At 63.4% G+C, this 24849-nt stretch carries 20 protein-coding genes; 6 read left to right on the plus strand and 14 right to left on the minus strand.

Translation table 11 applies throughout. The annotated features are described in order from the left end of the window. Window positions 1-4 precede the first annotated feature (4 nt). The 8 genes from uhpC to ACZ9IL_RS03510 all read right to left on the minus strand — a co-directional run bounded on the left by uhpC (window position 5) and on the right by ACZ9IL_RS03510 (window position 8772). Window positions 5-1342 carry an MFS transporter family glucose-6-phosphate receptor UhpC gene (gene uhpC / locus ACZ9IL_RS03475; RefSeq protein WP_476002250.1) on the minus strand — a complete coding sequence of 446 codons (1338 nt, stop codon included), beginning with the start codon at window positions 1340-1342 and terminating at the stop codon, window positions 5-7. A gap of 24 nt (window positions 1343-1366) precedes the next feature. Then, the gene (gene uhpB, locus ACZ9IL_RS03480; RefSeq protein ID WP_476002251.1) at window positions 1367-2884 is read right to left on the minus strand and encodes a signal transduction histidine-protein kinase/phosphatase UhpB; all 1518 of its coding nucleotides are present in this window, start codon (window positions 2882-2884) and stop codon (window positions 1367-1369) included. Next, a complete protein-coding gene (gene uhpA, locus ACZ9IL_RS03485; RefSeq protein WP_476002252.1) occupies window positions 2881-3471 on the minus strand; it encodes a response regulator transcription factor UhpA in 591 nt (196 codons plus the stop codon). The genes uhpB and uhpA overlap by 4 nt, the downstream gene beginning before the upstream one ends. A gap of 189 nt (window positions 3472-3660) precedes the next feature. Beyond that, window positions 3661-4056: a nucleoside diphosphate kinase regulator gene (gene rnk / locus ACZ9IL_RS03490; protein WP_476002253.1), complete on the minus strand. Its 396-nt coding sequence runs from the start codon at window positions 4054-4056 to the stop codon at window positions 3661-3663. Window positions 4057-4430: 374 nt separating this feature from the next. Beyond that, on the minus strand, window positions 4431-5165 hold the full coding sequence (locus ACZ9IL_RS03495; RefSeq protein ID WP_476002254.1) for a substrate-binding periplasmic protein: 735 nt from the start codon (window positions 5163-5165) through the stop codon (window positions 4431-4433). 81 nt (window positions 5166-5246) lie between these two features. Next, window positions 5247-5930 (minus strand): hypothetical protein, encoded by a 684-nt coding sequence (locus tag ACZ9IL_RS03500; protein ID WP_476005297.1) that lies wholly within the window; start codon window positions 5928-5930, stop codon window positions 5247-5249. Between the two features lie 59 nt (window positions 5931-5989). Beyond that, window positions 5990-7357: an alkaline phosphatase gene (locus ACZ9IL_RS03505; protein WP_476002255.1), complete on the minus strand. Its 1368-nt coding sequence runs from the start codon at window positions 7355-7357 to the stop codon at window positions 5990-5992. A gap of 23 nt (window positions 7358-7380) precedes the next feature. Next, the gene (locus tag ACZ9IL_RS03510; protein WP_476002256.1) at window positions 7381-8772 is read right to left on the minus strand and encodes an alkaline phosphatase; all 1392 of its coding nucleotides are present in this window, start codon (window positions 8770-8772) and stop codon (window positions 7381-7383) included. Window positions 8773-9104: 332 nt separating this feature from the next. Here ACZ9IL_RS03510 and ylqF point away from each other — a divergent pair, with 332 nt between their 5' ends. Together ylqF and ACZ9IL_RS03520 are read left to right on the plus strand one after the other, a co-directional pair. After that, entirely contained in the window at window positions 9105-10055 is a 951-nt protein-coding gene (ylqF, locus tag ACZ9IL_RS03515; RefSeq protein ID WP_476002257.1) for a ribosome biogenesis GTPase YlqF, read from the plus strand. Window positions 10056-10529: 474 nt separating this feature from the next. Further along, window positions 10530-11678, plus strand: coding sequence for an MFS transporter (locus tag ACZ9IL_RS03520; RefSeq protein WP_476002258.1), 1149 nt, complete (start codon window positions 10530-10532; stop codon window positions 11676-11678). Window positions 11679-11883: 205 nt separating this feature from the next. Here ACZ9IL_RS03520 and ACZ9IL_RS03525 read toward each other — a convergent pair whose 3' ends face one another. The 3 genes from ACZ9IL_RS03525 to dinG form a co-directional block, all read right to left on the minus strand. Then, window positions 11884-12780 carry a histone deacetylase family protein gene (locus tag ACZ9IL_RS03525; protein WP_476002259.1) on the minus strand — a complete coding sequence of 299 codons (897 nt, stop codon included), beginning with the start codon at window positions 12778-12780 and terminating at the stop codon, window positions 11884-11886. A 62-nt stretch (window positions 12781-12842) separates the two neighbouring features. Next, window positions 12843-13502, minus strand: a complete 660-nt coding sequence (locus tag ACZ9IL_RS03530) for a YccT family protein (RefSeq protein ID WP_476002260.1) — start codon at window positions 13500-13502, stop codon at window positions 12843-12845. Between the two features lie 156 nt (window positions 13503-13658). Further along, window positions 13659-15731, minus strand: a complete 2073-nt coding sequence (dinG, locus tag ACZ9IL_RS03535) for an ATP-dependent DNA helicase DinG (RefSeq protein WP_476002261.1) — start codon at window positions 15729-15731, stop codon at window positions 13659-13661. A gap of 384 nt (window positions 15732-16115) precedes the next feature. Here dinG and ACZ9IL_RS03540 point away from each other — a divergent pair, with 384 nt between their 5' ends. From ACZ9IL_RS03540 to ACZ9IL_RS03550, 3 genes are all read left to right on the plus strand, one after another. After that, a complete protein-coding gene (locus tag ACZ9IL_RS03540; RefSeq protein WP_476002262.1) occupies window positions 16116-17153 on the plus strand; it encodes a porin in 1038 nt (345 codons plus the stop codon). A 209-nt stretch (window positions 17154-17362) separates the two neighbouring features. After that, window positions 17363-18304: a hypothetical protein gene (locus ACZ9IL_RS03545; protein WP_476002263.1), complete on the plus strand. Its 942-nt coding sequence runs from the start codon at window positions 17363-17365 to the stop codon at window positions 18302-18304. 173 nt (window positions 18305-18477) lie between these two features. Further along, window positions 18478-19668 (plus strand): amino acid aminotransferase, encoded by a 1191-nt coding sequence (locus ACZ9IL_RS03550; RefSeq protein ID WP_476002264.1) that lies wholly within the window; start codon window positions 18478-18480, stop codon window positions 19666-19668. Between the two features lie 103 nt (window positions 19669-19771). Here the strand turns inward: ACZ9IL_RS03550 and ACZ9IL_RS03555 are convergent, their stop codons facing one another. From ACZ9IL_RS03555 to ACZ9IL_RS03565, 3 genes are all read right to left on the minus strand, one after another. Then, window positions 19772-21292, minus strand: a complete 1521-nt coding sequence (locus ACZ9IL_RS03555; RefSeq protein ID WP_476002265.1) for a helicase HerA-like domain-containing protein — start codon at window positions 21290-21292, stop codon at window positions 19772-19774. Between the two features lie 136 nt (window positions 21293-21428). Then, window positions 21429-21926: a DUF2062 domain-containing protein gene (locus ACZ9IL_RS03560; RefSeq protein WP_476002266.1), complete on the minus strand. Its 498-nt coding sequence runs from the start codon at window positions 21924-21926 to the stop codon at window positions 21429-21431. Further along, the gene (locus ACZ9IL_RS03565) at window positions 21923-22438 is read right to left on the minus strand and encodes a DUF2062 domain-containing protein (RefSeq protein ID WP_476002267.1); all 516 of its coding nucleotides are present in this window, start codon (window positions 22436-22438) and stop codon (window positions 21923-21925) included. The genes ACZ9IL_RS03560 and ACZ9IL_RS03565 overlap by 4 nt, the downstream gene beginning before the upstream one ends. A gap of 28 nt (window positions 22439-22466) precedes the next feature. Here ACZ9IL_RS03565 and ACZ9IL_RS03570 point away from each other — a divergent pair, with 28 nt between their 5' ends. Continuing rightward, entirely contained in the window at window positions 22467-24704 is a 2238-nt protein-coding gene (locus ACZ9IL_RS03570) for a DNA internalization-related competence protein ComEC/Rec2 (protein WP_476005298.1), read from the plus strand. The last annotated feature ends 145 nt before the right edge of the window (window positions 24705-24849 follow it).

Genomic DNA, 24849 nt, shown 5'->3' on the forward strand with positions numbered 1-24849 from the left:
CGCCTCAAGGCGTTAGCGCCGGGGCCTGGGTGCGCGGGGCCTGCGCCTTGAGGAAGGGCAGCAGCAACAGGGCGGAGATGCCGGCCGCCACCGAGATCACCACGAAGAAGCCGTTCCAGTGCCAGATCTCCATCACCTTGGCCAGCGGATAGCCCGACAGCGCCGCCCCCATGTAGGCGAACAGGCCGACGAAGCCGGTGGCGGCCCCCGCGCAATCCTTGTGGGAGCACTCGGCGGCGGCCATGCCGATCAGCATCTGCGGCCCGAACACGAAGAAGCCGATGGTGAAGAAGCAGGCCGCCTGCAACACGTAGCTGAAGAAGGGCATCAGCCAGAGCGACCCCACCGAGAGCAGGATCCCGATGGCGAAGATGAGGTTCATCGGGCCCCGATTGCCGTTGAACAGCTTGTCCGATCCCCAGCCCGCCACCAGGGCGCCGATAAAGCCCCCCACCTCAAACATCGAAATGGCCGAGTTGGCGCTCATCAGATTGAAGCCGCGCTGCTCCGTCATGTAGAGATTGCCCCAGTCGTTGATGGCGGTGCGCACCACATAGACCAGCACGTAGCAGCAGGCCAGCAGCCAGATGTAGGGGTTACCGAGCACGTATTTACGCAGGATCTGGCGCGGTGTGAGGCCGATATCCTGGGTCTGCTGGGCGATCTCCAGCGCATCGTTTCGCCACTGGCCGACCGTGGGCAACCCCAGGGTGCTCGGGGTATCCCGCAGTCGCCAGCACAGCAGCAAGCCGACCAGGATGGCGATGACGCCGGGTACTATCATGCTGTAGCGCCAGCCGTACTGCAGGGCGATGGTGCTGACGATGAGCGGAATAAGCGCCCCGCCCACGTTGTGGGCCGTGTTCCAGGCCGACCACCAGAAGCCGCGCTCGGTGCGGGAATACCAGCTGGTCAGCAGCTTGGAGCAGGGGGGCCAGCCCCAGCCCTGGAAGAAGGCGTTGGCAATCCAGAGCGCCGCGAACAGCCAAAGCGACGACGAGAGCCCGAACAAGATGTTGATGACGCCGGTCGCCATCAGCCCCAGCCCCATGAAGTAACGGGGGTTGGCCCGATCGCTTATGATGCCGGAGACGAACTTGGAGCAGCCGTAGGTGAGGTAGAACAGGGTCCACAGCATGCCGATGTCGGCCTTGCCCAGCATGCCGCTGGCCAGCATGTCCGGCATGGCGAAGTTGAAGCTCTTGCGGGTGAAGTAGAACACCGCGTAGCCCAGATACATGGTCAGCAGAATGTGGATACGCCAGTGGCGGTAGCTGGCATCGATCTCGCGCTGATCCCGCAGGGGGGCTGCGGACGAGCGGCTCTTGATAAAATTCAGCATGGGAAAGCCTTCTGGCATGGGGACTCAGGCATCGGGATCCTCCCGCCTGCGGCAGGGCAGGCTGAGGGTCAGCTGGGTGCCGTGCAGGCAGGAGAGTTGCAGCGTGCCGCCGAGCGCCTGCACCCGCTCGCGAATGCCGAGCAGGCCATAGCCCTGAGGCGCCTGTTCCGGCAGGCCGCAGCCATCGTCTTCGAGCCGCAGGTGCAAACGCTCGCCCTGCTGGTGGGCCCGGATGCTGACCGAGCTGGCGTTGGCGTGTTTCACCACGTTGTTGAGCCCCTCCTGACAGACCCGAAACAGGGTGACCCGCTGGGCATCGGAGAGATCCTGATCCCCGAGCTGCCAGTCGAGCCGGGTGACGATGCCGCGGCGTTCCAGCTCCAGCTCCCGCAACAGACCGCGCACCGCCTGCTCCAGGCTCATGTCGTCGAGCTGGCGGGGGCGCAGCCGGCCGAGCAGGCCGCGCACCGCGTCATAGATGCCGAGGGACAGGGTATCGATGAGGGCACTGCTCTGGCCGACACCGCCGTTGTCAGGGGCCAGGCGACGCACTATGCCTGCCTGGGTGCGAATGGCGGTGATGGTCTGGCCGATGTCGTCGTGCAGCTCGCGGGCCACCTCCTTGCGGATGCTCTCCTCGGTCTCCAATAGCCGCTCGGTGAGCTGGCGGTTGTGGGCGAGCTGGCGGGTCAGCGCCTGATTGAGCTCGCGCTGGCGCTGAATGCCGGCGCCGAGCAGCAGGCCGGTCAGGCTCTGGGCCAGCAGGGAGAGCAGCAAGTCCAGCGGGTGCTCGTGCCAGGCCTGGCCCGCCATCAGTGCGACCGTGTTCATCAGGGTGGCGAGCAGGGCGCCCTGCCAGCCGTAGCGCCAGGCCATGGCCATGATGGGAATGGCGAGGCAAAACGGCGTGAAGCGCACCAGGGAGTCGGGCAGGCCGAGCTGCAGCCAGAGGCTCAGCACGAACAGCAGCAGATACCAGAACAGGTGGCGAAAACGCCAATCCACCGGCTGATCGATGAGGGCCGGCCCGAGCGGCACCCAGGTGGCACGGGTCAGGTAGTGCCAGATCAGCATGCAGGTGGAGGTGAGCGTCAGGCCGCCGGTCAGGGTCAGCAGCAGGGCGGTGAGGCCATCCTCCCCGGCCAGATGCCAGAGTAGGGATTGCAGCAGCGCGGCCATGGTCACGGTGGCGAGCAGCACCAGCAGCTGTTGCCAGTCGTCGCGAATACGCTGGCGGCGGGCGATGAGCAGCGGCACCAGGGTCAGCAGGCTGCCCGCCTGAACGAGCGGCCACAATGGCATGCTGACCTCGCCATCGAGCCAATAGAGCAGCAGGGATTCACACAGCAACAGCGGTGGCCAGTAGGCGAGGGGACTCTGCAGCAGCAGGCCGAGTCGCAATCCAAACGGAAACAGCAGCACCGCCAGCACCGGGCTGCCCGCCAGGTGCAGACCTATGCTCCACAGGCAAAACCAGCCGGCGGCGAAGATGAAGCTGGCCGCCAGGGCGATGGCGACGTAGCTGGCAAGGCGGGAGATCACCAGCTGTCCAGCATGCGGTGGGCCAGCTCCACGTTGTTGCTGACGTTGAGCTTGTCCATCAGGTTGGCGCGGTGCACGTGCACCGTCTTGGGGGAGAGGCCGAGCTGCTCGGCGATGGCTTTGACGTCCAGTCCGCGGGCCAACAGCTGCGCCACCTCCCGCTCCCGGTTGGTGAGCGGATCCCGGCTGTTGCTGGCGAGCTTGTGGGCGATGTCAGGGGTGAGATAGCAGCCGCCGTGGACCGCGGTGCGCACCGCGGCGATAAGCTCCTCCGCACTGCAGCGCTTGGAGAGAAAACCCTTGGCGCCCGCCTGCAGGGCCTGCTCGACCAGAGCCGGGCTGTCGTGCACCGACAGCATCACCACGGCGAGGCTGGCGGGCAGGGCCTTGAGCAGATCCAGCCCGGAGCAGTCCGGCATGGAGATGTCGCACACGCACAGCTGCACGCCACTGCCCGGCAAACCGGCAAGGGCCTCGGCGGCGCTGCCAAATTCGGCAATGACCCGCAGATCGGGTTCCAGATTGAGCAGTTGGGCGAAGCCGGAGCGGACGATCTGGTGATCGTCGATGAGGGCAATTTTTATCATGATGTCAGCCTGAGATGGGTGGCCAGGGTGCTGGCGCGGCCAACAAGATACCCGTCACCGAACGCGGGCTCAAGGGGGAGGACAAATAGTGAGCAAGATAAGTGGCGGCATAAAGCCAAAGCTTGACCGGGATCAGGCAGAGGGCGCGCGCGGCTCGCCAGGGAGGCGGGACGCGCGCGCCAACGCAGGTTAGCGGTGCAGTTCGCCCGCCCGCTCCGGCTGATAGACCACGTCCAGGATCTCCACCTGGATGGTGCGCCCGGCGGGGCCTGGCCAGGCGATGCTGTCGCCCACCTTCAACCCGAGCAGGGCGCTGCCGACCGGGGCCAGCACCGAGATCTTCGACTCATCACCTAGCACATCCTTCGGATAAACAAGAGTTAGGCAGAATTCAGTATCGCTATTTTGCATCTTGAAGCGCACCGTGCTGTTCATGGTCACCACGTCCGGCGGCATGTCGGCGGGTTCGCGGATCTCGGCGCGATCCAGCTCCTCTTGCAGGGCCAAGTGCTGCGGGTGGTTGCCGAGCAACTGCTCGATGCGATCCAGATCCAGGCTGGAGATCACGAGATTGGGCTGTGTCATAAGGCATTCCTTATCAATGGCTGACGGGACCAGGATGGCGGGCAAGCTGGTCGAAAACAGAGTGTTGGATTGTGAAAACAGATCGAAAGCACGATGCCCCCGAACGACTCGCGCAGAGGGGCGAGGGCGGGGGCTCAGCGGGGTGTGAGCAGACTTGAAAAAATCATGAGCGCTTTCATGTGGATACCATAACCATTCCGGGGCACTTTGGCAATTGCCCGTACCCGTGCTCAGAACCTGCCCCCGATCTTGCTGCGAGGCCGTGATCAAGGCTCATGTGCTGCTCGGAATCCTCATTTATATCTATAAATTCCGGTTCCTGCGCGGCTCTTCCCCTTGCTGACGATCTCTCGCGACAGATGGTGAACAGGTTCTCAGGGCGCCTGATAATCGTACTGTTTGAGGATGCGACTCAGGCTGCCGTCTTGCTGCATCCCCTGGATGGCCTTGCGCCAGCGCGCGGCCTCTGCGGGGGGAAAGTTGGGGTGGGCGGCGAGATAGATGGCGGTCTGTTGCAGGGTGTCGCCGCGTACCAGATCCGCGAGCGGCAGCCCGGCCTGCTGCTGGGTGTAGCGGGCGGTGTTCCAGGCCACGGCCCAGCCCTGGATGCGGCCTCGCGCCAGCTTGTTGGCATTGCTTAGCTCCTCGGTCACCGCCTCCTCCCTGGCCTTGGCCAGCGGCCGGCTCAGGCTCTGGCCGTAGGAGCCACGCATCACCCCCAGCGCGCCGCTGGACAGCGCCGCCACCGTGAGCGGGGCAGGATGATAGCGGCGATGGCTGACCAGCACGAAGGCCTCCTCCAGCAGGGGGGCTATCCAGAGAAATTGAGCCTCACGTTGGGGACTCCTGACCGGCGGCACCAGCAGCACATCTTGTCGGTGGCGGCTCTGCTGCAGGGCACGGGCCATCGGCATCAACTCTATGGTCAAGGGCTCGTGCAGGCGGCGCGCCGCCTCCTCCAGCACCTCTATGGTCATGCCGCTCGGCGCCCCTTGTCGGGTTGCGATGACATAGGGCGGCACCTCGGCCGCGATGACCGTCACGGCGTGGGCCGTTCCGCCAGCCAGCCAGGGCAAACCGAAGAGCAACAGCAGGGCAAGGGTACGCATGGAGAGCCGGTCCGGGAATGGGGGCCTCGAGTGTACCATTCCATCGACCCGGATCGGCCAGCCCCATTTGCAGATGGGAGATCAGTCGAAGAAATCCCGCAGATCCAGGGTCTGGTAACCGCCGAGCTGTGACCAGGGCAGCTGTTTTGGCAGGGACTTGAGGGTCACCTCCATCCGGTAGCTGCGATAGCCGTCGAGGCTGGCCGACTCCACCACCAGCGGGAGCTGCCACTGGCTCGACCAGAGGATGCGGGTGCGCTGCCGGCCCTCGCGTTTCTCGTACCAGCGCGCCTGCTCGGGGGCCGCCTCATCGAGGGGGGTCATCTCCTGCAGCAGGGCCGGATCCACCAGGTGGCGAATGCGCGCCCAGTCGGGTTTGAAGGCGACCTGGCCGTACTCCTCGGCGGGGACTTCCACCAGTTGGTTGTGCCAGGCATCGGCGTAGCGCAGTTGCAGCTCGTCGCCGTCGCTGCGGCTGACCCAGCGCGCCGCCATCTGGTGGGTGAAGTGCTTGTGACCCGGATTGGCGTCGTGGGTGGCGTGATAGGCGCGGGCCAGGGGCAGGGGGATCAGCCGCTGGCTCCACACCTGATCGCCGACCCGGATCCACTTCTCCTGCCACTCATTGTGTTTGGTGATGCCGTCGCTGCTGGTGACGCTGTCCTGATAACGGATGCGGGCGGCCAGATCCGGCGTATCGTCGGCCTGAGCCTCGGTAAAGAGGGTGCTGCCGAGCAGCAACAGGGGGAGCAAGAGTCTCATCATCATCTTCATCGCTCGAAAGAACGGGGGCCCGGGCGCCATGGCAGCCGGGCCCCCGAGTCCTACAGGCCGAGCGCCTCCCGCAGTTTGCCGAACACTCGGGTGTTGTCGAGCGTGCCCTTGAAGCTGCCACTGCCGGCGCCGCCCGCGAACAGCATGACATCGCCGCCGCCGTGGGTCTCGGAGCCGAGCTTGACGCCGGTCTCTTGCAGGTAGTCGTCCGCCATCACCGCCTCGCTGGTGAGGGTGGGACGCTGATCCGGGCGATTCGGCCCGTTGCCGAACACCAGGGTGGTGAACGGCTTGCCGTCGGCATCGTTCTGGGTGGAGCCATCGCTGTTCTTGACCAGATCCAGCACCTTGTTGCCCTTGGCGGAGTAGCCGTTGATGGTCATGGTGTGGTCGTGATCGGCGGTGACCACGATCAGGGTATCGTTCAAGTCCACCTTGCCCAGCGCGGTCTTGACCGCCTCATCCAGCGCCACCGCATCGGTGAGGGAGCGCTTGGCGTTGGTGGCGTGCAGGGCGTGGTCGATGCGCCCCCCTTCCACCATCAGGAAGTAGCCCTGGCTGTTCTGGCTCAGCAGATCGATCGCCTTGGCCGTCATCTCGGACAGGGACGGCTGGGTGTTGGAGGCGCCTTTGGCGACCCGGTCCAGCTCGTAGTCGAGGTGTGATTTGGCGCTGAACAGGCCGAGCACCTTGCCACCGCTGACCTTGGCCAGCTCGCTCTGGGTGGTGACGTAGCTGTAGCCCTGGGCGCTCAGCTCGGCGGTGAGATCCCGGCCATCGGCCCGGCCCCCCTTGTTGCTGGCGCTGTAAGGCGTCCAGTGGTTGGCACCGCCTCCCAGCAGCACGTCCACCCCGTCTTTGAGCGCGGCGTTGAAACCGGCGCCGCCCGGCACCGCCTGCTCGGCGATGGCGTAGGCCGCATCCCGATGGCAGATGTGGGAGTAGGTGGCCGCCGGGGTGGCGTGGGTCAGCTCGGTGGTGGTGACGGCGCCGACCGATTTACCCGCCGCCTTGGCCAGCTCCAGTATGCTGGGTACCGGGGTGCCATTGTCGCTGGCGCAGTTGTTGATGCCCTTGTTGCCGTTGATATCCTTGCCAGGCGCCACGGCCTTGGTGTCGCTGCTCATGGCGATCACCTCGTTGTTCATCTTGACGCCGGTGGTGTAGGCCGCCATGGAGGGGGCCGAGTCCGTGGTCTGGGCGTCGTGGGAGAAGGTCTTGATGCGCGCACTCTGGGGCAGCTTCATGATCTCCAGATCCCCCTCTTCCCCCACCTTGAACAGCCGGGTGGCGGTGAGCACAGTGGGGCCCATGCCATCGCCGATAAACAGGATCACGTTCTTGGCGTCGGCGGCCTGGGCCTGGGATAGCCCGCAGAGGGCACCGAGCAGGGCGGTGCAGACCAGCGTCTTTTTCATGGTGATTTTCATCCTATAGTCCCTTACAGCTTGGCCGCAGCCTTGATCTTGCCGAACACGGCGGTGTTGTCGAGGGAGCCGTGGAAGCTCTCCGCCCCCTGGCCGATGGCGCCGAGGAAGACGTCGGTCCCGCCGTGGGTCTCGTTGCCTATTTCCCCCACCTTGACCACCACCTCCTGGTGATAGTCGTTGGCCGAGACGGTGGCGTCATCGAGGGCCGCCACGCTGCTGCGCGGGCCGTCTACCCGGTTGTAGCCGTTGCCAAAGCCGATGATGGTGTAGGGCATGCCATCGCTATCCTTGCTCGGCTCGCCGGTCTCGTAGTTTTTCACCAGCCCCAGTACCCCGGGGTTGTCAGGGGTGGTCTTGCCGGTGCGCTTGGCATAACCATTCAGCACCAGCGTGTGGTCATGGTCGGCGGTGACCACGATCAGGGTGTTCTTGAGTTCGGGGTCGGTCTTCTTCACCTCGTCGATGGCGGCCTTGATGGCGTCGTCGAAGGCGAGGGTATCCTGCAGGGCGCGCTTGGCGTTGGTATCGTGCAAGGCGTGATCGATGCGGCCCCCCTCCACCATCAGGAAGTAGCCCTTCTCTTTATCCTTGAGCTGCTTGATGGCGGCCAGGGTCATCTGGGCCAGTGACGGCTCGCTGGCCGGTCTGTCCAGGTCATATTTCATGTGGCTGGAGCCGAACAGTCCCAGCAGTGGTTTGCCGGCATCGGCTTGGTTCAGCTGATCCAGGGTGTTGGCGAACTGATAGCCCTTGGCCTGCATCTCGGTGATGAGATTGCGGCCATCCTCCCGCTTGCCCTTGTCGGCGGTGGGCAGGAAGAAGCTGCTGCCGCCGCCGAGCACCACGTCCAGCCCCTCATTGAGGTTGCCGTTGTAGCCGGCGCCGCCCGGTACCAGCTGGGCAGCGATGTCGGCCTCCAGATCCCGGTTGCAGATGTGGGCATAGGTGGCGGCCGGGGTGGCGTGGGTCACCCGGGTGCTGGTGACCACGCCGGTGCCGCGGCCATCGGCCTTGGCCAGCTCCAGCAATGTGGTGACCGGCTTGCCGGCACTCTTGCTGCAGTCGCTCTCCTGGGTGGCGTCGCTGTCCATGCTGATGACGCCGTTGTTGCTCTTGACCCCGGTCATGTAGGCCGCCATGGAGGGGGCCGAGTCGGTGACCTGGGAGTCATGGGAGAAGGTCTTGATGAAGGCCGTCTCCGGCAGGGTATCTATGGTGAGGCTGCCCTCTTCACCGACGCCGTAGATGCGGGCCGCGGTCAGGGTGTTGAGGCCCATGCCATCGCCGAGGAAGAAGATCACGTTCCTGGCGCTGGGCTCGGGGGTATCGCTGTCATTTGTGGAGTTGCAGCCGGCGGCCAGGGCGGCGCCGATCATCAATGCAAGTCCTGCCATTTTTCTCATTGGGGTTCGCTCCTTGTAAAACCTGAGCGCAGCCTAACGGTGGCAAATGACACTTTTAGTGGATATCCATGACAATCCGGTGACGGTGCCGTCTAAATGTTATGTTGTATCAATCACTTATTTAGGCTGGTCAGGATAAACGACGACGAGGGGAGTGGACCGTGCTGGTGGCTCAGGACCTTGGTGCTTTGCGCTCACCGGGCTAGAATGACCTGTCAAATTGCGGCGCCAGCAGGTAAAATGCGCCCCCTTGCGACGCCAGACGTCCGTCATCGCTCGCCGCTCCTTCCATAGCAAGCCAGCGCCCGCAGCCCCTGTAGAGAGTAACGCGAATGTCCATCAACTGGTTCCCAGGCCACATGCACAAGGCCCGCAAAGAGATTGCCGAGGTCATGCCCCAGGTCGATGTCATCATCGAGATGCTCGACGCCCGCATCCCCTTCTCCAGTGAGAACCCGCTGGTGCCCGAGCTGCGCGGCGATACTCCGGTGATCAAGGTGCTGAACAAGGCGGATCTCGCCGATCCGGCCATCACCGAGCTGTGGGTGGCGCACATGGAGCAAGAGAAAGGGATCAAGGCGTTGCCCCTGACCCAGCAGGAGCCGGAGAAGATCAAGGCGCTGCTGACCCTGTGCCACGAGATGCTGCCGGACAGAAACTTTGACCTGCGCGGGGTGCGCGCCATGATCATGGGCATCCCCAACGTGGGCAAATCCACCCTGATCAACACCCTGGCCGGGCGCACCATAGCCCGCACCGGCAACGAGGCGGGGGTGACCAAGTCCCAGCAGCGGATCAAGCTCGACAACAACGTCATCCTGACCGATACCCCGGGTTTCCTGTGGCCCAAGCTCAACCCGCCCTCCTGCGGCTACCGGCTGGCGATCACCGCCGCCATCAAAGATACGGTGTTCGACTACGCCGACATCGCCATGTTTGCCGCCGACTACTTCATCAAGGCCTATCCGGAGCGCATCAAGGCGCGCTATCAGATTAGCGAGCTGCCGGAGACCGAGATCGAGTTGCTGGAGATGATCGCCCGTCAGCGCGCCTTCGTGCGCAAGGGCGGCCTGGCCGACCTGCACAAGGCGTCCGAGATCCTGGTGAACGAATTCCGCTCCGGCCTGCTGGGGCGTATCTCGCTGGAGACACCGGAGATGGTGAGCGCCGAGATAGTGGAGGCCGAGGCCGATGCGGCGCAGAAGGCCGCAGAAAAGGCCGAGCGGGAAGAGGAGCGCCAGGCGCGCGCCCGTCGCAAGTACGCAAAGAAGCGTCAGAAATAGCCGCTATTGTGATTTGTCTAAAGAAGAGGCGACCCCAGGGTCGCCTCTTTGTTTTTGGGGCCAATGGCCAGGACGCAGGCCGACATGGCGGAGTGCCTTGGCCAAAGCGGTGGAGCGCCTTCTCGAACAGGGAGAGGTGCGGCGGGATCCGCTACCGCCAGTCGCGCCGATAGCCACCACCGGGTATTTTTGCTTGTTTCAGCACCGTTCGATCGCCAGCAGCGCGCCTGCACCCTCATGCCGCCGCCAAAAAGTGGATGAGCATTCTCAACCGGCAATATTCCCGTCCTGACGACCAAAGGTCCCGTTAATCAATGGGATAAGTCTGACTCCTGGCAGGCGCTTTGCGGTGCAGATAAGCGATGCCAAGTCTGCGCGGAGAAAAACGCCGACCGCGCCATCTCAGGCCGATTGACAATGCATTTGGCAGTGGCATGATGCGCTCGAATTTTGACTCTCCTCACGGTTTTATCCATGACCATATACACCCGGCCAGTGCTGTTGCTGCTCTGTGGCCTGCTGCTGCTGACCCTGGCTATCGCGGTGCTGAACACGCTGGTTCCGCTCTGGCTCACCCATGAAAATCTGCCGACCTGGCAGGTGGGCATGGTCAGCTCTTCGTATTTCAGCGGCAACCTGCTGGGTACCCTGCTCGCGGGGACGCTGATCAAGCGCGTCGGCTTCAACCGCAGCTACTACCTGGCCTCCGCGATCTTTGCCGCAGGCTGTGTCGGGTTGGGCATCACCCTGGGGTTCTGGAGCTGGTTCACTTGGCGCTTCATCGCCGGTGTCGGTTGCGCCATGATCTGGGTCGTGGTCGAGAGCGCGCTGATGTGCAGCGGCAACTCGCGCAATCGTGGCCGTCTGCTGGCCGCGTACATGATGGTTTATTACGTGGGCACAGTGCTGGGGCAACTGCTGGTCAGCAAGGTGTCGACAGCGCTGATGGATGTGCTGCCATGGGTGACCGGTCTGGTCTTGGCGGCGATCTTGCCGCTGTTGTTCACCCGCATTGTGAGCGAGCGCAGCGAACAGCAGGGCACCACCAGGGTGTGGCCGATGCTGCGCCTGCGTCAGGCGCGGCTCGGTGTCAACGGTTGCATCATCTCTGGCATGGTATTGGGGTCGCTCTATGGCCTGATGCCACTCTATCTGAACCATCAGGGGGTGAGTGATGCCGGCATCGGCTTCTGGATGGCGGTGATGGTGAGTGCGGGCATCATGGGACAGTGGCCGATCGGGCGCCTGGCGGACAGATTCGGGCGATTGCCCGTGCTGCGGGTTCAGGTGTTGGTGGTGATCCTGGGGTGCCTGGCGATGCTCGGCACCGTGGCGATGGGCCCGGCGCTGTTCATCCTTGGGGCGGCGGGCTTCACACTCTATCCGGTGGCCATGGCGTGGGCCTGCGAGAAGGTTGAGCATCATCAGCTGGTGGCGATGAACCAGGCGTTGCTGCTGAGCTACACCATCGGCAGCCTGCTCGGTCCGGCCTGTACCGCGCTGCTGATGCAGCGCTACTCGGACCATCAGCTGTTTATCATGATCGCCAGCGTGTCCTTTATCTATCTGCTGATGCTGTTGCGCAAAATGGGTGAGCATCCGACGCCGGTGGCCCATGCCTGATGCGCACCGAGTACCCATGAACGGCCACAACATGAGCCGCGACATGAACAGCGAATAGCGCCGTTCACCGGCTGGGCCTGCCCATGGGAGAGGCTCGGTGTATCATCTGGTTGATATAAAACAATCGAAGAGGCGACCCCGGGGTCGCCTCTTCGTCTTTGGGGCCCATGAGCAGCACAGGAACCGAGCAAGGCAGCAACGTGCCTCAGCCGAAGCGGCGGCGGGCCTCTTCGAACAGGGAGAGGTGCAGCGGGATCAACTGCTGCCAATCGCGCCGGTAGCCGCCACCGGGTACGGCGGCGATGGGGAGATTCTGTCGCAGCGCCCAGTCGAACACCATGGCATCGCGCTGGCGCACCCCGGTATCGCTGAGGGAGAGATAGCCGAGCTCATCGTCACGGTGCACGTCGACGCCAGCCTGATAGAGCACCAGGTCCGGGTTGTAGAGACGCTGCGCCAGGGAGAGGGCCTGCTCCAGCGTCCCCAGGTAGGCGTCATCCTCCATGCCGGTGGGCAGCGGAAAGTCGAGGTGGGAGGCGGGCTTGTGGTGGGGGAAGTTGTGCTCCCCGTGCAGGGAGAGGGTGATGATGTCGCGACTGTCGCCGCACAGGGCGGCGCTGCCATCCCCCTGATGGACGTCGAGATCCAGGATCAGCACCCGATCGCAGCGCCCCTCGTCGAGGCAGGTTCTGGCCGCGATCACCAGATCGTTGAACAGGCAGAAGCCGCTGCCAAAATCCCGGTGGGCGTGGTGATAGCCGCCGGAGATCTGCAGGCCACAGCCCTCGGCCAGGGCATGACGGCTGGCGGCCAGGGTGGCACCGACCGAGTACAGGGTTCGCTCGATGAGCAGGGAGGACCAGGGGAAGCCGAGTCGGCGGATGGCGCCTGCCTCGAGTTGACCGTTCAGGGCAGCGTCCACATAGTCGGCGTCGTGGACCCGCAGGATCTGTTGCCGGTTGGCGGGGCTGGCCTGGGCCAGGGGGTAGCCCCGGGTCGATAGCGCCTGGTAGAGCCCCTGATACTTGGCCAGCGGGAAGCGGTGGCGCTCGGGCAGGGCGAGGGCCGCGTAGCTGGGGTGATGGAAGATGCGCAGGGACATGGCTCAGCGAGACATGAAAAAGGGGAGCCAGGCTCCCCTCGATGGGCACGATGTCGCCATCATTATTGCTGCTGGATCACCCAGATCTGGAAGGCTTTGCGGGTCTCCGCATCGGCCTTGTTGTACCAGCTCTGCAGCTGGGTCAGGGCTTCCGGATTGCTCTGGGCCTTGCTCGGCGCCACTTCTATTGGGGCGCTGGCAGCCGCCATCACGGCAGCACTGGAGACAGCCACCGTGGCCGGCTGATTGAAGGCCTTGCCCATCTTCAGCAGCTCCTGCTGATAGTCGCGGGTCAGCTGGAAGCCACCCACTTTCGGCATGACGAACTGCTCGCTTTCCAGCACCTGACCGCTGACCTTGTCTTTGAGGACCACTTTCTGATCCTGAACGAACGCCTTGGCTTCCTCTTCATTGCGCGGCTTCTTGTAATCCAGCACCAGCGTCTGGTTGTCGGCAGCGGTGAAGTTGATCACCAGCGGCTCGGCGGTGACCAGCTTGATGTCGTTACGGTTGGAGTAGTTGCCCTCGAAGGCCACCACCACCTGGTGCTTGCCGGCACTGAGGGGGAAGCTGCTGGTCTTGTCGAGCAGCTTGGGATTGATGGACTCGCCGTCGATCAACTGCGTGACGTAGGGATTGGTTATTTCCAGTTGGCTATCAGCCAGGGCGCTACCTGCCCACAACAGACCAGCCAGGGCCGGCACCAGAACAGTCAGTTTCATTTCATCTCCTTGAACAGTCAGGCGATTGCCCACTGAAAAATAGGGGCTCATTTTTACAGGTTTGCCACAGGGCGGCAATAGCCGTTTATGGCGTTCCCGCCGGGGATTTTCGCGTTTTTTCTCTTCCGGTTGCCCACTGCCAGACGATTGTGCCGCCTACTCGATCCGTCGGGTGAAGGGGGGGAGGGCGTCGAGCAGCCCCTTGCCATAGCGTTTGGTCAATAGGCGTCGGTCGAGTATGGTGACTCGGCCCCGATCGGCTTCCTTGCGGATGAGACGACCGCAGGCCTGGATCAGCTTGCGGGACGCCTCCGGCACCGTCAGCTGCAGGAAGGGGTTGCCGCCGCGCTGCTCGATCCACTCGGCGGTGGCCTCCTCCACCGGGGAGTTCGGCACCGCGAACGGCAGCTTGGTGATCACCAGGTTGGTGAGGTAGTGGCCGGGCAAGTCCAGCCCCTCGGAGAAGCTGCCGGTGCCGAACAGGATGCTGGCCTGGCCGCCGTCGCATTTTTGCTTGTGCAGCGTCAACAAGGCGCTGCGGGACGCCTCCCCCTGCACCAGCAGGGACAGGCCCTTGGTACGCAGCCCCTGCGCCACCTCGTTCATCTGCCGGTAGGAGGAGAACAGCACCAGGCTCGCCTCCTTGCCGGCCAGCAGGCGGGGCAAGGTGTCTATCAGCTCCTGGGTAAAGGCGGGATCGCTCGGTTCATGGGTCATCTTGGGCAGATAGAGCTCCGCCTTGTGGTACTCGAAGGGCGAGCGCAGCCGCAGATAGCGGGTGCCATCGTGTTCTTTCAGCCCCACCTGATGGCGGAAATAGCTGAATGAGGAGAGGGCGGTGAGGGTGGCCGATACCAGCACGGCGCCGAGGCAGCGCGACCAGAGCCACTCCTCCAGCAGGTAGCCCACTTCGATGGGGGAGGCGTGCAGCCAGATGTCGCCATCCTCCCCCTTGACCATCCAGCGCGCCATCGGCGTCTTGCCGGTCGGCACATGGCGACTCAGCATCTCCCACAGGGCGCAGAAACTCTCCAGCCGCTGCAGGTGAAAACCGCTCTCGGCCAGCAGGGGTTCGGCCTCCTTGCGACGGATTTCGCCGTCTTTGAGGGCCTCGCCGATGGCACCCTGCATCCGGTCCAGCGCTCGCAACGCCTTCTTGCTCGCCTCCTTCAGATTCTCCGCCAGCATGGGCAGAGGATCTGGCAACACCCCATCGGCAAATCTGTGGTGCTGCTCGCGGCCAAACAGCTGATCGTTGCCGCTGAGCCACTGCTCCAGCGCCTTGAGATCCGGTTGCAGGGAGGCCAGCGCATCCTGCAGCTTGAGCTGGGGATCGAGCAGGCTCTCCTTGTTGAGGGCCCGGGCCAGCTTGCCGGCGCTCTGAGCCAGCTTCTCCAGCCAGCGGCGGGAACCCTTCACGCTGGCCGAGGCCGCGCCGTGATCCCTGGCTATGGTGGGCAGGTGATGGGCTTCATCCAGCACGTAAATGCACTCATCCGGGGGCGGCAGTATGATGCCGCCCCCCATGGTGAGATCGGAGAGTAGCAGGGCGTGATTGACCACCAGCACGTCGGCGGCGTCCATGTCGTTTCTGGCGCGGTGGAAGGGGCAGTGCTGGTGATGGCTCAGGGCCTTGTTGCAACTGTGGCGATCGGCAGCGATCCGCTCCCAGCACAGATCCGGGATGGGTTTGGGCCAGTTGTCCCGATCCCCGTCCCACTTACCGTCGGTGTAGGCCTGCCACAGCGCCTGATAGCGCTCCTTGTCGGCATCCGTCGGCTTGTGCTTGCTCAATGCGCCGAAATCCAGCTCGAAGTTGGCCATCTCGGCGCCGCTCGCGGCTTGCTCCAGCAGGTGCTCGCAGCAATAACGCTGACGCCCCTTGACCAGCATGAAGCGAAACGGCAGTTCACTGTGACGGTGATAGAACGGCAGGTCCTTGTGGATCAGCTGCTCCTGCAGGGCGACGGTGGCGGTGGAGATCACCAGTTTTTTCTGGGTGAGGCGCGCCACCGGGATGGCGCCCTGGGCATAGGAGAGGGACTTGCCGATGCCGGTGCCCGCCTCGGCCACCAGGATGCGACGAGCCCGGTCGTATTCACCGGTCAGGGTCTTGGCGATTTCGGCCACCAGAAAATTCTGCTCCTTGCGCGGCACAAAACCGGGTAAGCCATCGGCAATCTGGCGATAGGTATTGCGAATGGTGGCTTTGAGGCGAGTCGATAGCATGAATGAGGGTGACCATGTCGGAGGGGATTGAGCACAGGATACCCGCAACAGACGGGTGGGGTCGAGGCAAGCGGAGGCAGGCTCCGATGCCAGGACATTGTACTTATAGTATGCGGACTCATTGCGGTGCAATAAACCACCATAAAGTGGCGATTCAGGCAGCGACTATCGCTGTAAACGTTTTCCCTGGCGGGGTAAACAATGTGGGATTCAGCTCACAAAATTTTCGCTATGACTATGCTTTTCGCAAAAAGTTCAAAGTTTTTTCATTGCGGATTGGAAAACCCGGTGATAGTCTCGGCGCCATAGTGATGCAAAGAACATCGCTAACACAGGGAATAACAAGGACTTAGTGTTTAATTACAGTAGGCATTGGAAACAACTATGAAAAAGACAATTCTGGCAATCGCAATCCCGGCTCTGTTCGCATCTGCTGCTAACGCTGCAGTGGTTTATGACAAAGACGGCACATCTTTTGATATCTACGGCCGTGTTCAGGCTAACTACTACACCGACCACAACGATGCAGATGCCGAGCTGATCGGTACCTCCCGTCTGGGCTGGTCCGGTAAAGTTGCTCTGAACAACACCTGGTCTGGTATCGCCAAGACCGAGTGGCAAGTAGCCTCCGAGAACTCCAACAACATCAGCGACCAGAACGGTGACTCCTTCAAGGCTCGTCACATCTATGTTGGCTTCGATGGTACCCAGTACGGTAAAGTGATCTTCGGTCAGACCGACACCGCGTTCTACGACGTGCTGGAGCCGACCGATATCTTCAACGAATGGGGTGATGCCGGTAACTACTACGATGGTCGCCAAGAAGGCCAGATCATCTACTCCAACAGCTATCAGGGCTTCAAGGGCAAACTGTCCTATCAGACCAACGACGACACCGCTGTCATCGTCTCTGACGTCGGTGGCGACAGCGTCAACACCGTATTCCCGAACCTGAAGCGTAACTACGGCTACGCAGCTGCCGCCGGTTATGACTTCGACTTCGGCCTGGGCCTGAACGCCGGTTACGCTTACTCCGACCTGGAGAACAAGCTGAACGGTGATTCCGGTGACAAGACCGAGTGGGCACTGGGCGCACACTACGCCATCAACGGCTTCTACTTCGCCGGTGTGTACACCGAAGGCGAGATCAGCAATGACGTCAACGGTAACGGCGGCAAGGGCCACGGTTACGAGCTGGCTGCTTCCTACAACGTAGACGCCTGGACCTTCCTGGCTGGCTACAACTTCAAGGAAGGCAAGGACAAGCTGGCCGGTTCTTCTTACGAAGACCAGGTTGACGAAACTCTGCTGGGTGTTCAATACAACTTCACTTCCAAGCTGAAGGCGTACACCGAGTACAAAATCCAGGGTATCGACGACCTGGACGACGAGTTCACTGTTGCTCTGCAATACAACTTCTAATCCAGTCTTAGTACTGAGTTAGTGGATAAACGGCCAAGCTTGCTTGGCCGTTTTGTTTTATCTGTCGTCCGCCGTCCTGTTCCCTCCTCTGCCCGCCATTCCCCCTGCGCCAGTTCACGTTGTCTCTTTTTTACCCTTGGCTCGCCTCCCGTAAATCGCTAGATTATTCAATTCGTTGAAAGATGGTCGACTCACAGGGAAGGATGCGTTTGATCGATTTCAGTCACCCCGAGTGGCAAGCACTGGCTCGGCAACTGCTGAGCGAGTCGTCGCTGGCGATCCGTGGCCGCCAGTGGCAGCCGCTGATCGGCATGCTCAGAGACAATCAGCTGTTGCTCACCCTCGGCAATCACCACTATGAGCTGACCCCGGCCGGCCGCCGCTACCTCACCCGGGAATTGATGCTGGCCGAGATGAGCTGTGCGCCACCTGAGCCGGAGGAGTGGTTGCAGGCTCAGGGCTGGCAGCTGGGAGAGCGGGTCAACGAGCGGGTGCTGGCGGCGCTCTATCGCAAGGGCGAGGGGGCGTTCAGCCCGGTTGAGCAGATCAACTTTGAAGACAAGGGCATCAGGTTATGCGGCGATCAGTCGCTCAGGTTGCGAGCCGCTCGCCCCTTCAGCCTGTTCTTCAGCGGCGGCACCCTGCTTGATGCAACGCCCTGGCTGCAGACCCTGGGGGAGGTGGCCCTGCCCGCACGCACCCTGGCGGGGCTTGGCAAGATCCTGTGGGGGGAGGGGGACATTCAGCGGGTGATAAGCACAGATTCCGTCGGCGTCTTCGCCGAGCTGGCGCTGCCGGCGGATACCCTGCTGGTCTGGGCTCCGGTGTCGGAGCCTGGCGCCCTGCAGTCTCTGGTTGCCGCCTTGCCACCCCACACCCTCTGGAGCCATCTTACCGCCTTGGATCCCGCCGGCGTGGACAGGGTACTGGTGCTGGCCCAGCGGCTGGGCCGCCCGGCCAGCTGGTGGTTGCCGCGGGGGCTTGCCCCCATCAAGCACGCCTATGCCACCCCATTGAGTGGTTCTCGTCCCTGGGAGCCGAGCCGGATCCCGCGACCCTTGCTGGCACTTTGTAGCGACCTGATCGAATCAAACAGCGGTTTGTCAGCCGAGGCTTGCGCCCTGGCACCCGATTGGCATGCCGTTGGCTGATATAGCCACAGACCCGCTCGAAAAAGCGGTTTTCCCCTACGGAAGGCGATGGTATAAAGAGTTGACGGAGCGCTTGCCAATCGGGCGCTTTTGTCCGCCGCTTTTTGTTTGCTGCTTTTTGTTTCAAAAAAGCGCCTGACACCCCACACATTCAATGGAATACAGGGACTACCATGTTTGAAAAGGTTGTTGCCGCCCCAGCGGATCCGATCCTGGGCCTGACCGAAGCTTTCCGTGCCGACACTCGCAGCCACAAGATCAATCTGGGGGTCGGGATCTACAAGGATGAGACCGGTGCCACCCCCATCCTTCACTGCGTCAAGAAGGCCGAGCAGCAACTGCTCGAGGGCGAGAAGACCAAGAATTACCTCGGTATCGAGGGCAATATCGAATACGGTCGCATCGTGCAGCAACTCCTGTTCGGGCAGGATTCCGCGCTGGTTGCCAGCGGCCGTGCCAAGACGGCGCAGGCGCCGGGCGGTACCGGTGCCCTGCGCATCGCCGCCGAGTTTGTGGTGCGCAACGGCTTGGCCAAGACCATCTGGATCTCCGATCCCACTTGGGCCAACCACGTGAGCGTGTTCCAGTCCGCCGGCCTCACCGTGAAGTGGTACAAATACTACGATGCCGCGACCAAGGGGCTGGACTTTGCCGCCATGCAGGCGTCGCTCAGCGAGGTGCAACCCGGTGAACTGGTGCTGCTGCACGGCTGCTGCCACAATCCGACCGGCATCGACCCCACCACCGAGCAATGGCGTGCCCTGGCCGAGCAGAGCGCGGCCGCTGGCTGGTTGCCGCTGTTTGACTTCGCCTATCAGGGCTTCGCCCGAGGCATCGAGGAGGACGCAGAAGGCTTGCGCATCTTCGCCGCCTGTCACGACGAACTGCTGGTGGCGAGCTCCTTCTCCAAGAACTTCGGCCTCTATAACGAGCGGGTCGGGGCTTTCACCCTGGTCAGCGCGAGCAAGGGCGTGGCCGACGTGGCCTTCACCCAGGTCAAGACCGTCATCCGCGCCAACTACTCCAACCCGCCGTCACACGGCGCCGCCGTGGTGACCGCCATCGTCAGCGATCCGGCGCTCTATGCCGAGTGGGTAGCAGAAGTGACCGCCATGCGGGTGCGGATCCGCGAGATGCGCGAGCTGCTGGTGGAGAAGCTGGCGGCCCTCGGGGTGAGCCAGGATTTTGGCTTCATTCGCGAGCAGAACGGCATGTTCTCCTTCTCCGGCCTCTCCAAGGATCAGGTGGAGCGTCTCAAGAGCGAGTTTGCCATCTACATCGTTGGCTCCGGCCGGATCAGCGTGGCCGGGATCACCCGCGCCAACATCGATCCCCTGTGTGACGCCATCGCCAAGGTGCTGTAAAACCGGTTTGATGCGATCTTCCCGCTCGGGCGATCACCGATCCGACACAGCAAAAAGCCCGCCATCTCTGGCGGGCTTTTTTATGTTCATTTCCCTGTGCGGCTCAGCGCCGGCCCTTGCCACTGCCCAGCAGGGAGCCAAGCACCCCGCGGATCAGCTGCCGTCCCACCTCGTTGCCGAAGGTGCGGGCCACGCTCTTGGTTGCGGTCTGCACCACGCCGTCGTGCTGGCCGCCACGGGGACCCGTGCGGCCAAACAGCATGCCGTTGAGGGCATCGAGCAGCCCGCCACTCGTCGGTTGGGATGCCTGAGTGGGGGACAGATCGGTGTTATCCTCGACCTCGGTTTTTTCCCCTTTGCTCAGCCGCTCGAAGGCGGACTCCCGATCCTCGGTTTTTTCATAGCGGCCGTGCAGCAAGGAGCCCAGGATCAGGGCCTGACGCTCGCTGTCATTCAGCGGTCCGATACGGCTCGCTGGCGGGGCGATGAAGGCGCGCTCCACCACGCTCGGGCGACCCTTCTCATCGAGCAGGGAGACGAGCGCCTCGCCGACGCCAAGCTCGGTGATGACGCCGGCCGCATCGAACGCCGGGTTGGCCCGCAGGGTGTTGGCGGCGATCCGTACCGCCTTCTGATCGCTCGGGGTGAAGGCGCGCAGGGCGTGCTGCACCCGGTTGCCGAGCTGCCCCAGCACGCTGTCCGGGATATCGGCCGGGCTCTGGGTCACGAAGTAGATGCCGACCCCCTTGGAGCGGATGAGGCGCACGACCAGCTCGATCTTCTCCAGCAGCGCCTTGGGCGCGTCGTTGAACAGCAGGTGGGCCTCATCGAAGAAGAACACCAGCACGGGTTTTTCAGGATCTCCCACCTCGGGCAACTGCTCGAACAGCTCGGACAACAGCCAGAGCAAGAAGCAGGCATAGAGCCGGCTGGACTGGGTCAGCCTGGCGGCTGCCAGCACATTGACATGGCCGTGGCCGGCCTGATCGGTCTGCAGCAGATCCTGGATATCCAGCATGGGCTCGCCGAAGAAGTGATCGCCCCCCGCGCTCTCCAGAGTGAGCAGGTTGCGCAGGATGGCGCCAACGGAGGCGGTGGAGACATTGCCGTAGCGAGTGGTGAGAAACTTGGCGTTCTCCCCCACGAATTGCACCATGGCGCGCAGGTCTTTCAGATCGAGCAACAGCAGCCCCTCGTCGTCCGCCACCTTGAATACCAGCTCCAGCACCCCGCTCTGGGTGTCGTTCAGGCCGAGCAGCCGGGCCAGCAGCAGGGGGCCCATGTCGGAGACGGTGGCTCGCACCGGGTGGCCCTGTTCGGCAAACAGATCCCAGCAGAGGGTGGGGCAGGGGGCAAAGGCAGGGGCCGGGATGCCGAACTGTGCTAGGCGCGCGTCCAGCTTGGCCGATGGGGTGCCAGGGGCCCCCAGACCCGCGAGATCCCCTTTCACATCGGCCAGAAAGACCGGCACCCCCAGGCGGGAGAAGCCTTCCGCCATCACCTGCAAGGTCACCGTCTTGCCCGTGCCGGTGGCGCCGGTGATGAGGCCGTGGCGATTGGCGAGGGCGGGTAGCAGGGAGATGGGACGGCCATTGGCATAGGCGAGGGTCAACGGTTCGGCCATGGTGGACTCCTTGTCTCGGATCGGATGATGCTAAGGACTGAGAGGGCTACAAGGAGTGTGGTGGTTGAGTCAAATGATGGCAAGCCCCGAGTCCGTGCTGACTCGGGGCTTGCCATCACAGTACCGGATCAATGGCTCAGGGCGTGTGGGGACGCCCCTTGCCCAGCCTTGCCAGCTGCAACAGCAGCAGGGTGAGCAGGGCACCGGAGATGGCGGTCAGCACCGCCAGCAGCAGGCTGCCGAGCAGGAAGGGGGGCACCAGGGTCGCCGCCTCGTGTTCCAGCCAGTGCAGGGACCAGGTGAGGTGAAAGGGCTCAGGAGGCTGGTGCAGCATCAGGCAACCGGTGCGATAGGCCCAGAGGTACATAAAGGGCAGTGTAATGGGGTTATTAAACCAGACTGCCAGCAGGGCCAGCGGCAGATTCAGGCCGAAGGCGAGTGCCAGCACGACAGCGACGAGCGAGTGCATGGGCATCGGTACCCAGCTGGCGAACAGCCCGGCCGCGACGGCGCCGCAGAGTGCCCGGCGGCCCCCCTGCCACAGCGCCGGGGCAAACAGCCGCTCGCCGAACAGGGCGAACCATTTCTGTTTGCGCAGGGAGTCGGGATCCAGCTTGAAGCGAGCAAGCTTCATATCGGATCCCCTCGGCGCTGACGCCACCGGCGCACCACACTCAGCCGCCACAGCAAGCGGGTAGCCAAGTAGCCACACAGCGCACTGACGCAAGCCAGCAGCAGGGCACCGAGCAGCAGTGGCGGCGCCACCGTCTCGAACACCGAGCTCAGCCAGTGCCAGCTGAATTCGATGTCGATCACCTGAGAGGGGCGACCCAGCAGCACACAGCCGAGCAGATAGGCGCCATAGAACATGGGCGGCATGGTGATGGGATTGGCGACCCAGCACAGCGCCACCGCCAGTGGCAGGTTGGCCCGGCAGGCGATGGCGCCACCTGCGGCCAGCAACATCTGGAGCGGCACCGGGATCCAGGCCATGAACAGGCCGACCCCGACCGCCGCCGAGGCACTGCGGCGATTGAGATGCCAGAGATTGTTATCCAGCAGCAGGCTGCCGAACATCTTCAGGTGCTTGTGAGTCTTGAGCGCGTCTTGATTGGGCAGCCAGCGCTGGATGAGATGTTTGGGCATGATTGAAACCTTGCTAAATACTTGCTCCATGGATCTGCGTCTGTTGTCGTTTGCCCTGGGGGCAAGCTCCTCGCTACTCTGGCCATGGTTACCTTCAGTCGCATGGGGGGGCGTCTTGCTGTCTCTCGCCATCCCCCTCGCATATTACCGCCATTGGCGGCTGTTGTTCCTGGTTTTAGGCTTGCTCTGGATGCAGGGCAGCCTGCTGTATCGGCTCGGCTGGCTGGAGTTGCTGGTGGAGCAGACGAACCACATCATAACCGCACGAGTACAAAGTACGGAGCCGTCAGGCGATAAACAGGGGGATAAATTTGTCCGCCTGCTGCTGCGAGTGGAATCCCTCGACGAGCGTACGCTGACCCCCGAGCCTCTGGTGCGGATCAACGCCTATCAGGCGTTGCCACCCATCCCCGCCGGCAGTCGCATCACCCTGGTGAGCAGTCTCAAGCCCGCCCACGGCCTCGCCAACGAGGCGGGCATGGACGGGCGCCGCCTGCTGCTTGGCAAGGGCGTCACCGCCACCGGCAACCTGCGCCGGATCATCGGGCTGGAGGCTTCGGCACCGGGCTGGCGTGATCGCTGGCTGGCGCAGGCGAATGCCGGTTGGCAGGGGCTGCCCCATGCCCCCTTGCTGGCGGCGCTCAGCTTTGGCGAGCAGAGCGGCATCACGGATACGCAGTGGGCGCTGTTTCGCGGCAGCGGCCTGACCCACATCATCGCCATCTCCGGCCAGCATATCGCGCTGGTGGCGGTGCTCGGCTGGTGGCTGGGGCGGCTGTTCGGGTTGCGTGGCGCCATTCTGATCTCCTTGTTGTTCGCCGCTATCTACAGCGCCCTGGCGGGCTTTGCGGTGGCGACCGAGCGGGCACTCATCATGGTGGCGGTCTGGAGCCTGCTGCGCTGGCGCAAGCGGGATTGGCCCAGTCATCGCATCTGGCTGTGGGCCTTCGTGGTGCTGGTGCTGTGGGACCCCTTCGCCCTCTATTCGGCCGGTTTCTGGCTCTCTTTCATGGCGGTGGCGCTGTTGCTGCTGGCGGGCCATCTGCAGGCCAAGCCTGGTCTGGTGCGGCTGCAGATCCTGCTGCTACTGGGCTTGCTTCCGCTTCAATTGTTGCTGTTTGAGGGCATGGCACCCCTGGCCCTGCTGTGCAACCTGCTGGCGCTGCCGCTGTTTTGTCTCGGCATCATCCCTCTCGCCCTTATCGGCGTCCTGGTTGCCCCCCTGTCGACTACCCTTGCCCATGGCCTGTTCTGGTTGGCGGATCTCGGGCTGGAGTGGGTGCTATGGGGATTGAGCCTGCTGGCGGCGCATCTGCAGCTCTGGTGGCCAGTGCCGGGCTGGCTGATGCCCGCCAGCCTCTTGCTCATCCTGCTGTGGGCCGGCTGGCAACTGCCTGCGGGGCGCAGCCTGTTGCTTCCGGTGGCCGCCGCCCTGGCGCTGGCCGTCTGGCCCGCTCCTGCGCCCTGGCAACTGCGGGTGCTGGACGTGGGGCAGGGGCTGTCGGTGCTGATCAGCCGTGGGGAGCGGGGCATCTTGTATGACACCGGTGATCGCTACCCTGGTGGCTACAACATGGCCGATGCCGCCATCTTGCCCCAGCTCAATCGGCTCGGGGTGCGGGTGCTGGATGCGCTCATCATCAGCCACAAGGACAGGGATCATGCCGGCAATCGACAAGCTATTTTGCAGGCCTTGCCGGTACGGCGCGAACTCTCCTCGTTCCAATTCGAGCAAGGCACCGAGCTGTGTCGGCGTGGCCAGCGGTGGCGCTGGCAGGGGCTCGAGTTTGCCGTGCTCTGGCCCGAGCGACCCGGGGCTGGCCACAACAACGATGGCTGCGTGGTGCAGGTGAGCGACGGCCAGCATCGCATCCTGCTCAGCGGCGACATAGAGCGGGAGGCGGAGCACCGGCTGCTTGAACTGGAGAGGGGCGGGCCCGCCGGCACTTTTTCGAGCACTCTTTCCAGCACAATGCTGGTGAGTCCGCACCATGGCAGCCGCACCTCCTCGACCCCGGCCTTCGTGGCGGCGGTGAACCCGACATTTGTGGTGCACAGCGCGGGCTTTAGGAACCAGTGGCAGTTTCCCCGCCCCGAGGTGGTGGCGAGATATGCGGCCGCGCGGCAGTGGGTGACCGGTCAGGATGGCGCCGTGCTGGTGGAGCTCGGCGATGCCGGGTTCGAGATCCGGGCCGAGCGTGAGCAGGGCCCCTGGTATAGACGCGGCGGCAACTGGTGGCGGCCCAGGCTGTGGCGAGAGAAATGAGCCGCGATGTTCGTTCTCTTCGCCCTGGGGCCCCTGAAATGATGCAAATTTGGTCTGGTGACAGCGGCGGGTTAATTGTATCCGCATGGCGGCGCTTGGTGGTTGCCCCGGCTTTGGCTAGAATACCCCGTCATTTCCCTTATTA

The sequence above is a fragment of the Aeromonas sp. TECH754 genome, assembly GCF_056279295.1.

Coding starts and splice junctions, on each gene's coding strand:
- rnk (WP_476002253.1), bottom strand. CDS start 4,056: ATGACACAGCCCAATCTCGTGATCTCCAGCCTGGATCTGGATCGCATC.
- dinG (WP_476002261.1), bottom strand. CDS start 15,731: ATGCTATCGACTCGCCTCAAAGCCACCATTCGCAATACCTATCGCCAG.
- ACZ9IL_RS03525 (WP_476002259.1), bottom strand. CDS start 12,780: ATGTCCCTGCGCATCTTCCATCACCCCAGCTACGCGGCCCTCGCCCTG.
- ACZ9IL_RS03520 (WP_476002258.1), top strand. CDS start 10,530: ATGACCATATACACCCGGCCAGTGCTGTTGCTGCTCTGTGGCCTGCTG.
- ylqF (WP_476002257.1), top strand. CDS start 9,105: ATGTCCATCAACTGGTTCCCAGGCCACATGCACAAGGCCCGCAAAGAG.
- ACZ9IL_RS03505 (WP_476002255.1), bottom strand. CDS start 7,357: ATGAAAAAGACGCTGGTCTGCACCGCCCTGCTCGGTGCCCTCTGCGGG.
- ACZ9IL_RS03540 (WP_476002262.1), top strand. CDS start 16,116: ATGAAAAAGACAATTCTGGCAATCGCAATCCCGGCTCTGTTCGCATCT.
- ACZ9IL_RS03570 (WP_476005298.1), top strand. CDS start 22,467: ATGGATCTGCGTCTGTTGTCGTTTGCCCTGGGGGCAAGCTCCTCGCTA.
- ACZ9IL_RS03550 (WP_476002264.1), top strand. CDS start 18,478: ATGTTTGAAAAGGTTGTTGCCGCCCCAGCGGATCCGATCCTGGGCCTG.
- ACZ9IL_RS03560 (WP_476002266.1), bottom strand. CDS start 21,926: ATGAAGCTTGCTCGCTTCAAGCTGGATCCCGACTCCCTGCGCAAACAG.
- ACZ9IL_RS03495 (WP_476002254.1), bottom strand. CDS start 5,165: ATGCGTACCCTTGCCCTGCTGTTGCTCTTCGGTTTGCCCTGGCTGGCT.
- ACZ9IL_RS03510 (WP_476002256.1), bottom strand. CDS start 8,772: ATGAGAAAAATGGCAGGACTTGCATTGATGATCGGCGCCGCCCTGGCC.
- uhpA (WP_476002252.1), bottom strand. CDS start 3,471: ATGATAAAAATTGCCCTCATCGACGATCACCAGATCGTCCGCTCCGGC.
- ACZ9IL_RS03530 (WP_476002260.1), bottom strand. CDS start 13,502: ATGAAACTGACTGTTCTGGTGCCGGCCCTGGCTGGTCTGTTGTGGGCA.
- ACZ9IL_RS03565 (WP_476002267.1), bottom strand. CDS start 22,438: ATGCCCAAACATCTCATCCAGCGCTGGCTGCCCAATCAAGACGCGCTC.
- ACZ9IL_RS03555 (WP_476002265.1), bottom strand. CDS start 21,292: ATGGCCGAACCGTTGACCCTCGCCTATGCCAATGGCCGTCCCATCTCC.
- ACZ9IL_RS03500 (WP_476005297.1), bottom strand. CDS start 5,930: ATGATGAGACTCTTGCTCCCCCTGTTGCTGCTCGGCAGCACCCTCTTT.
- uhpC (WP_476002250.1), bottom strand. CDS start 1,342: ATGCTGAATTTTATCAAGAGCCGCTCGTCCGCAGCCCCCCTGCGGGAT.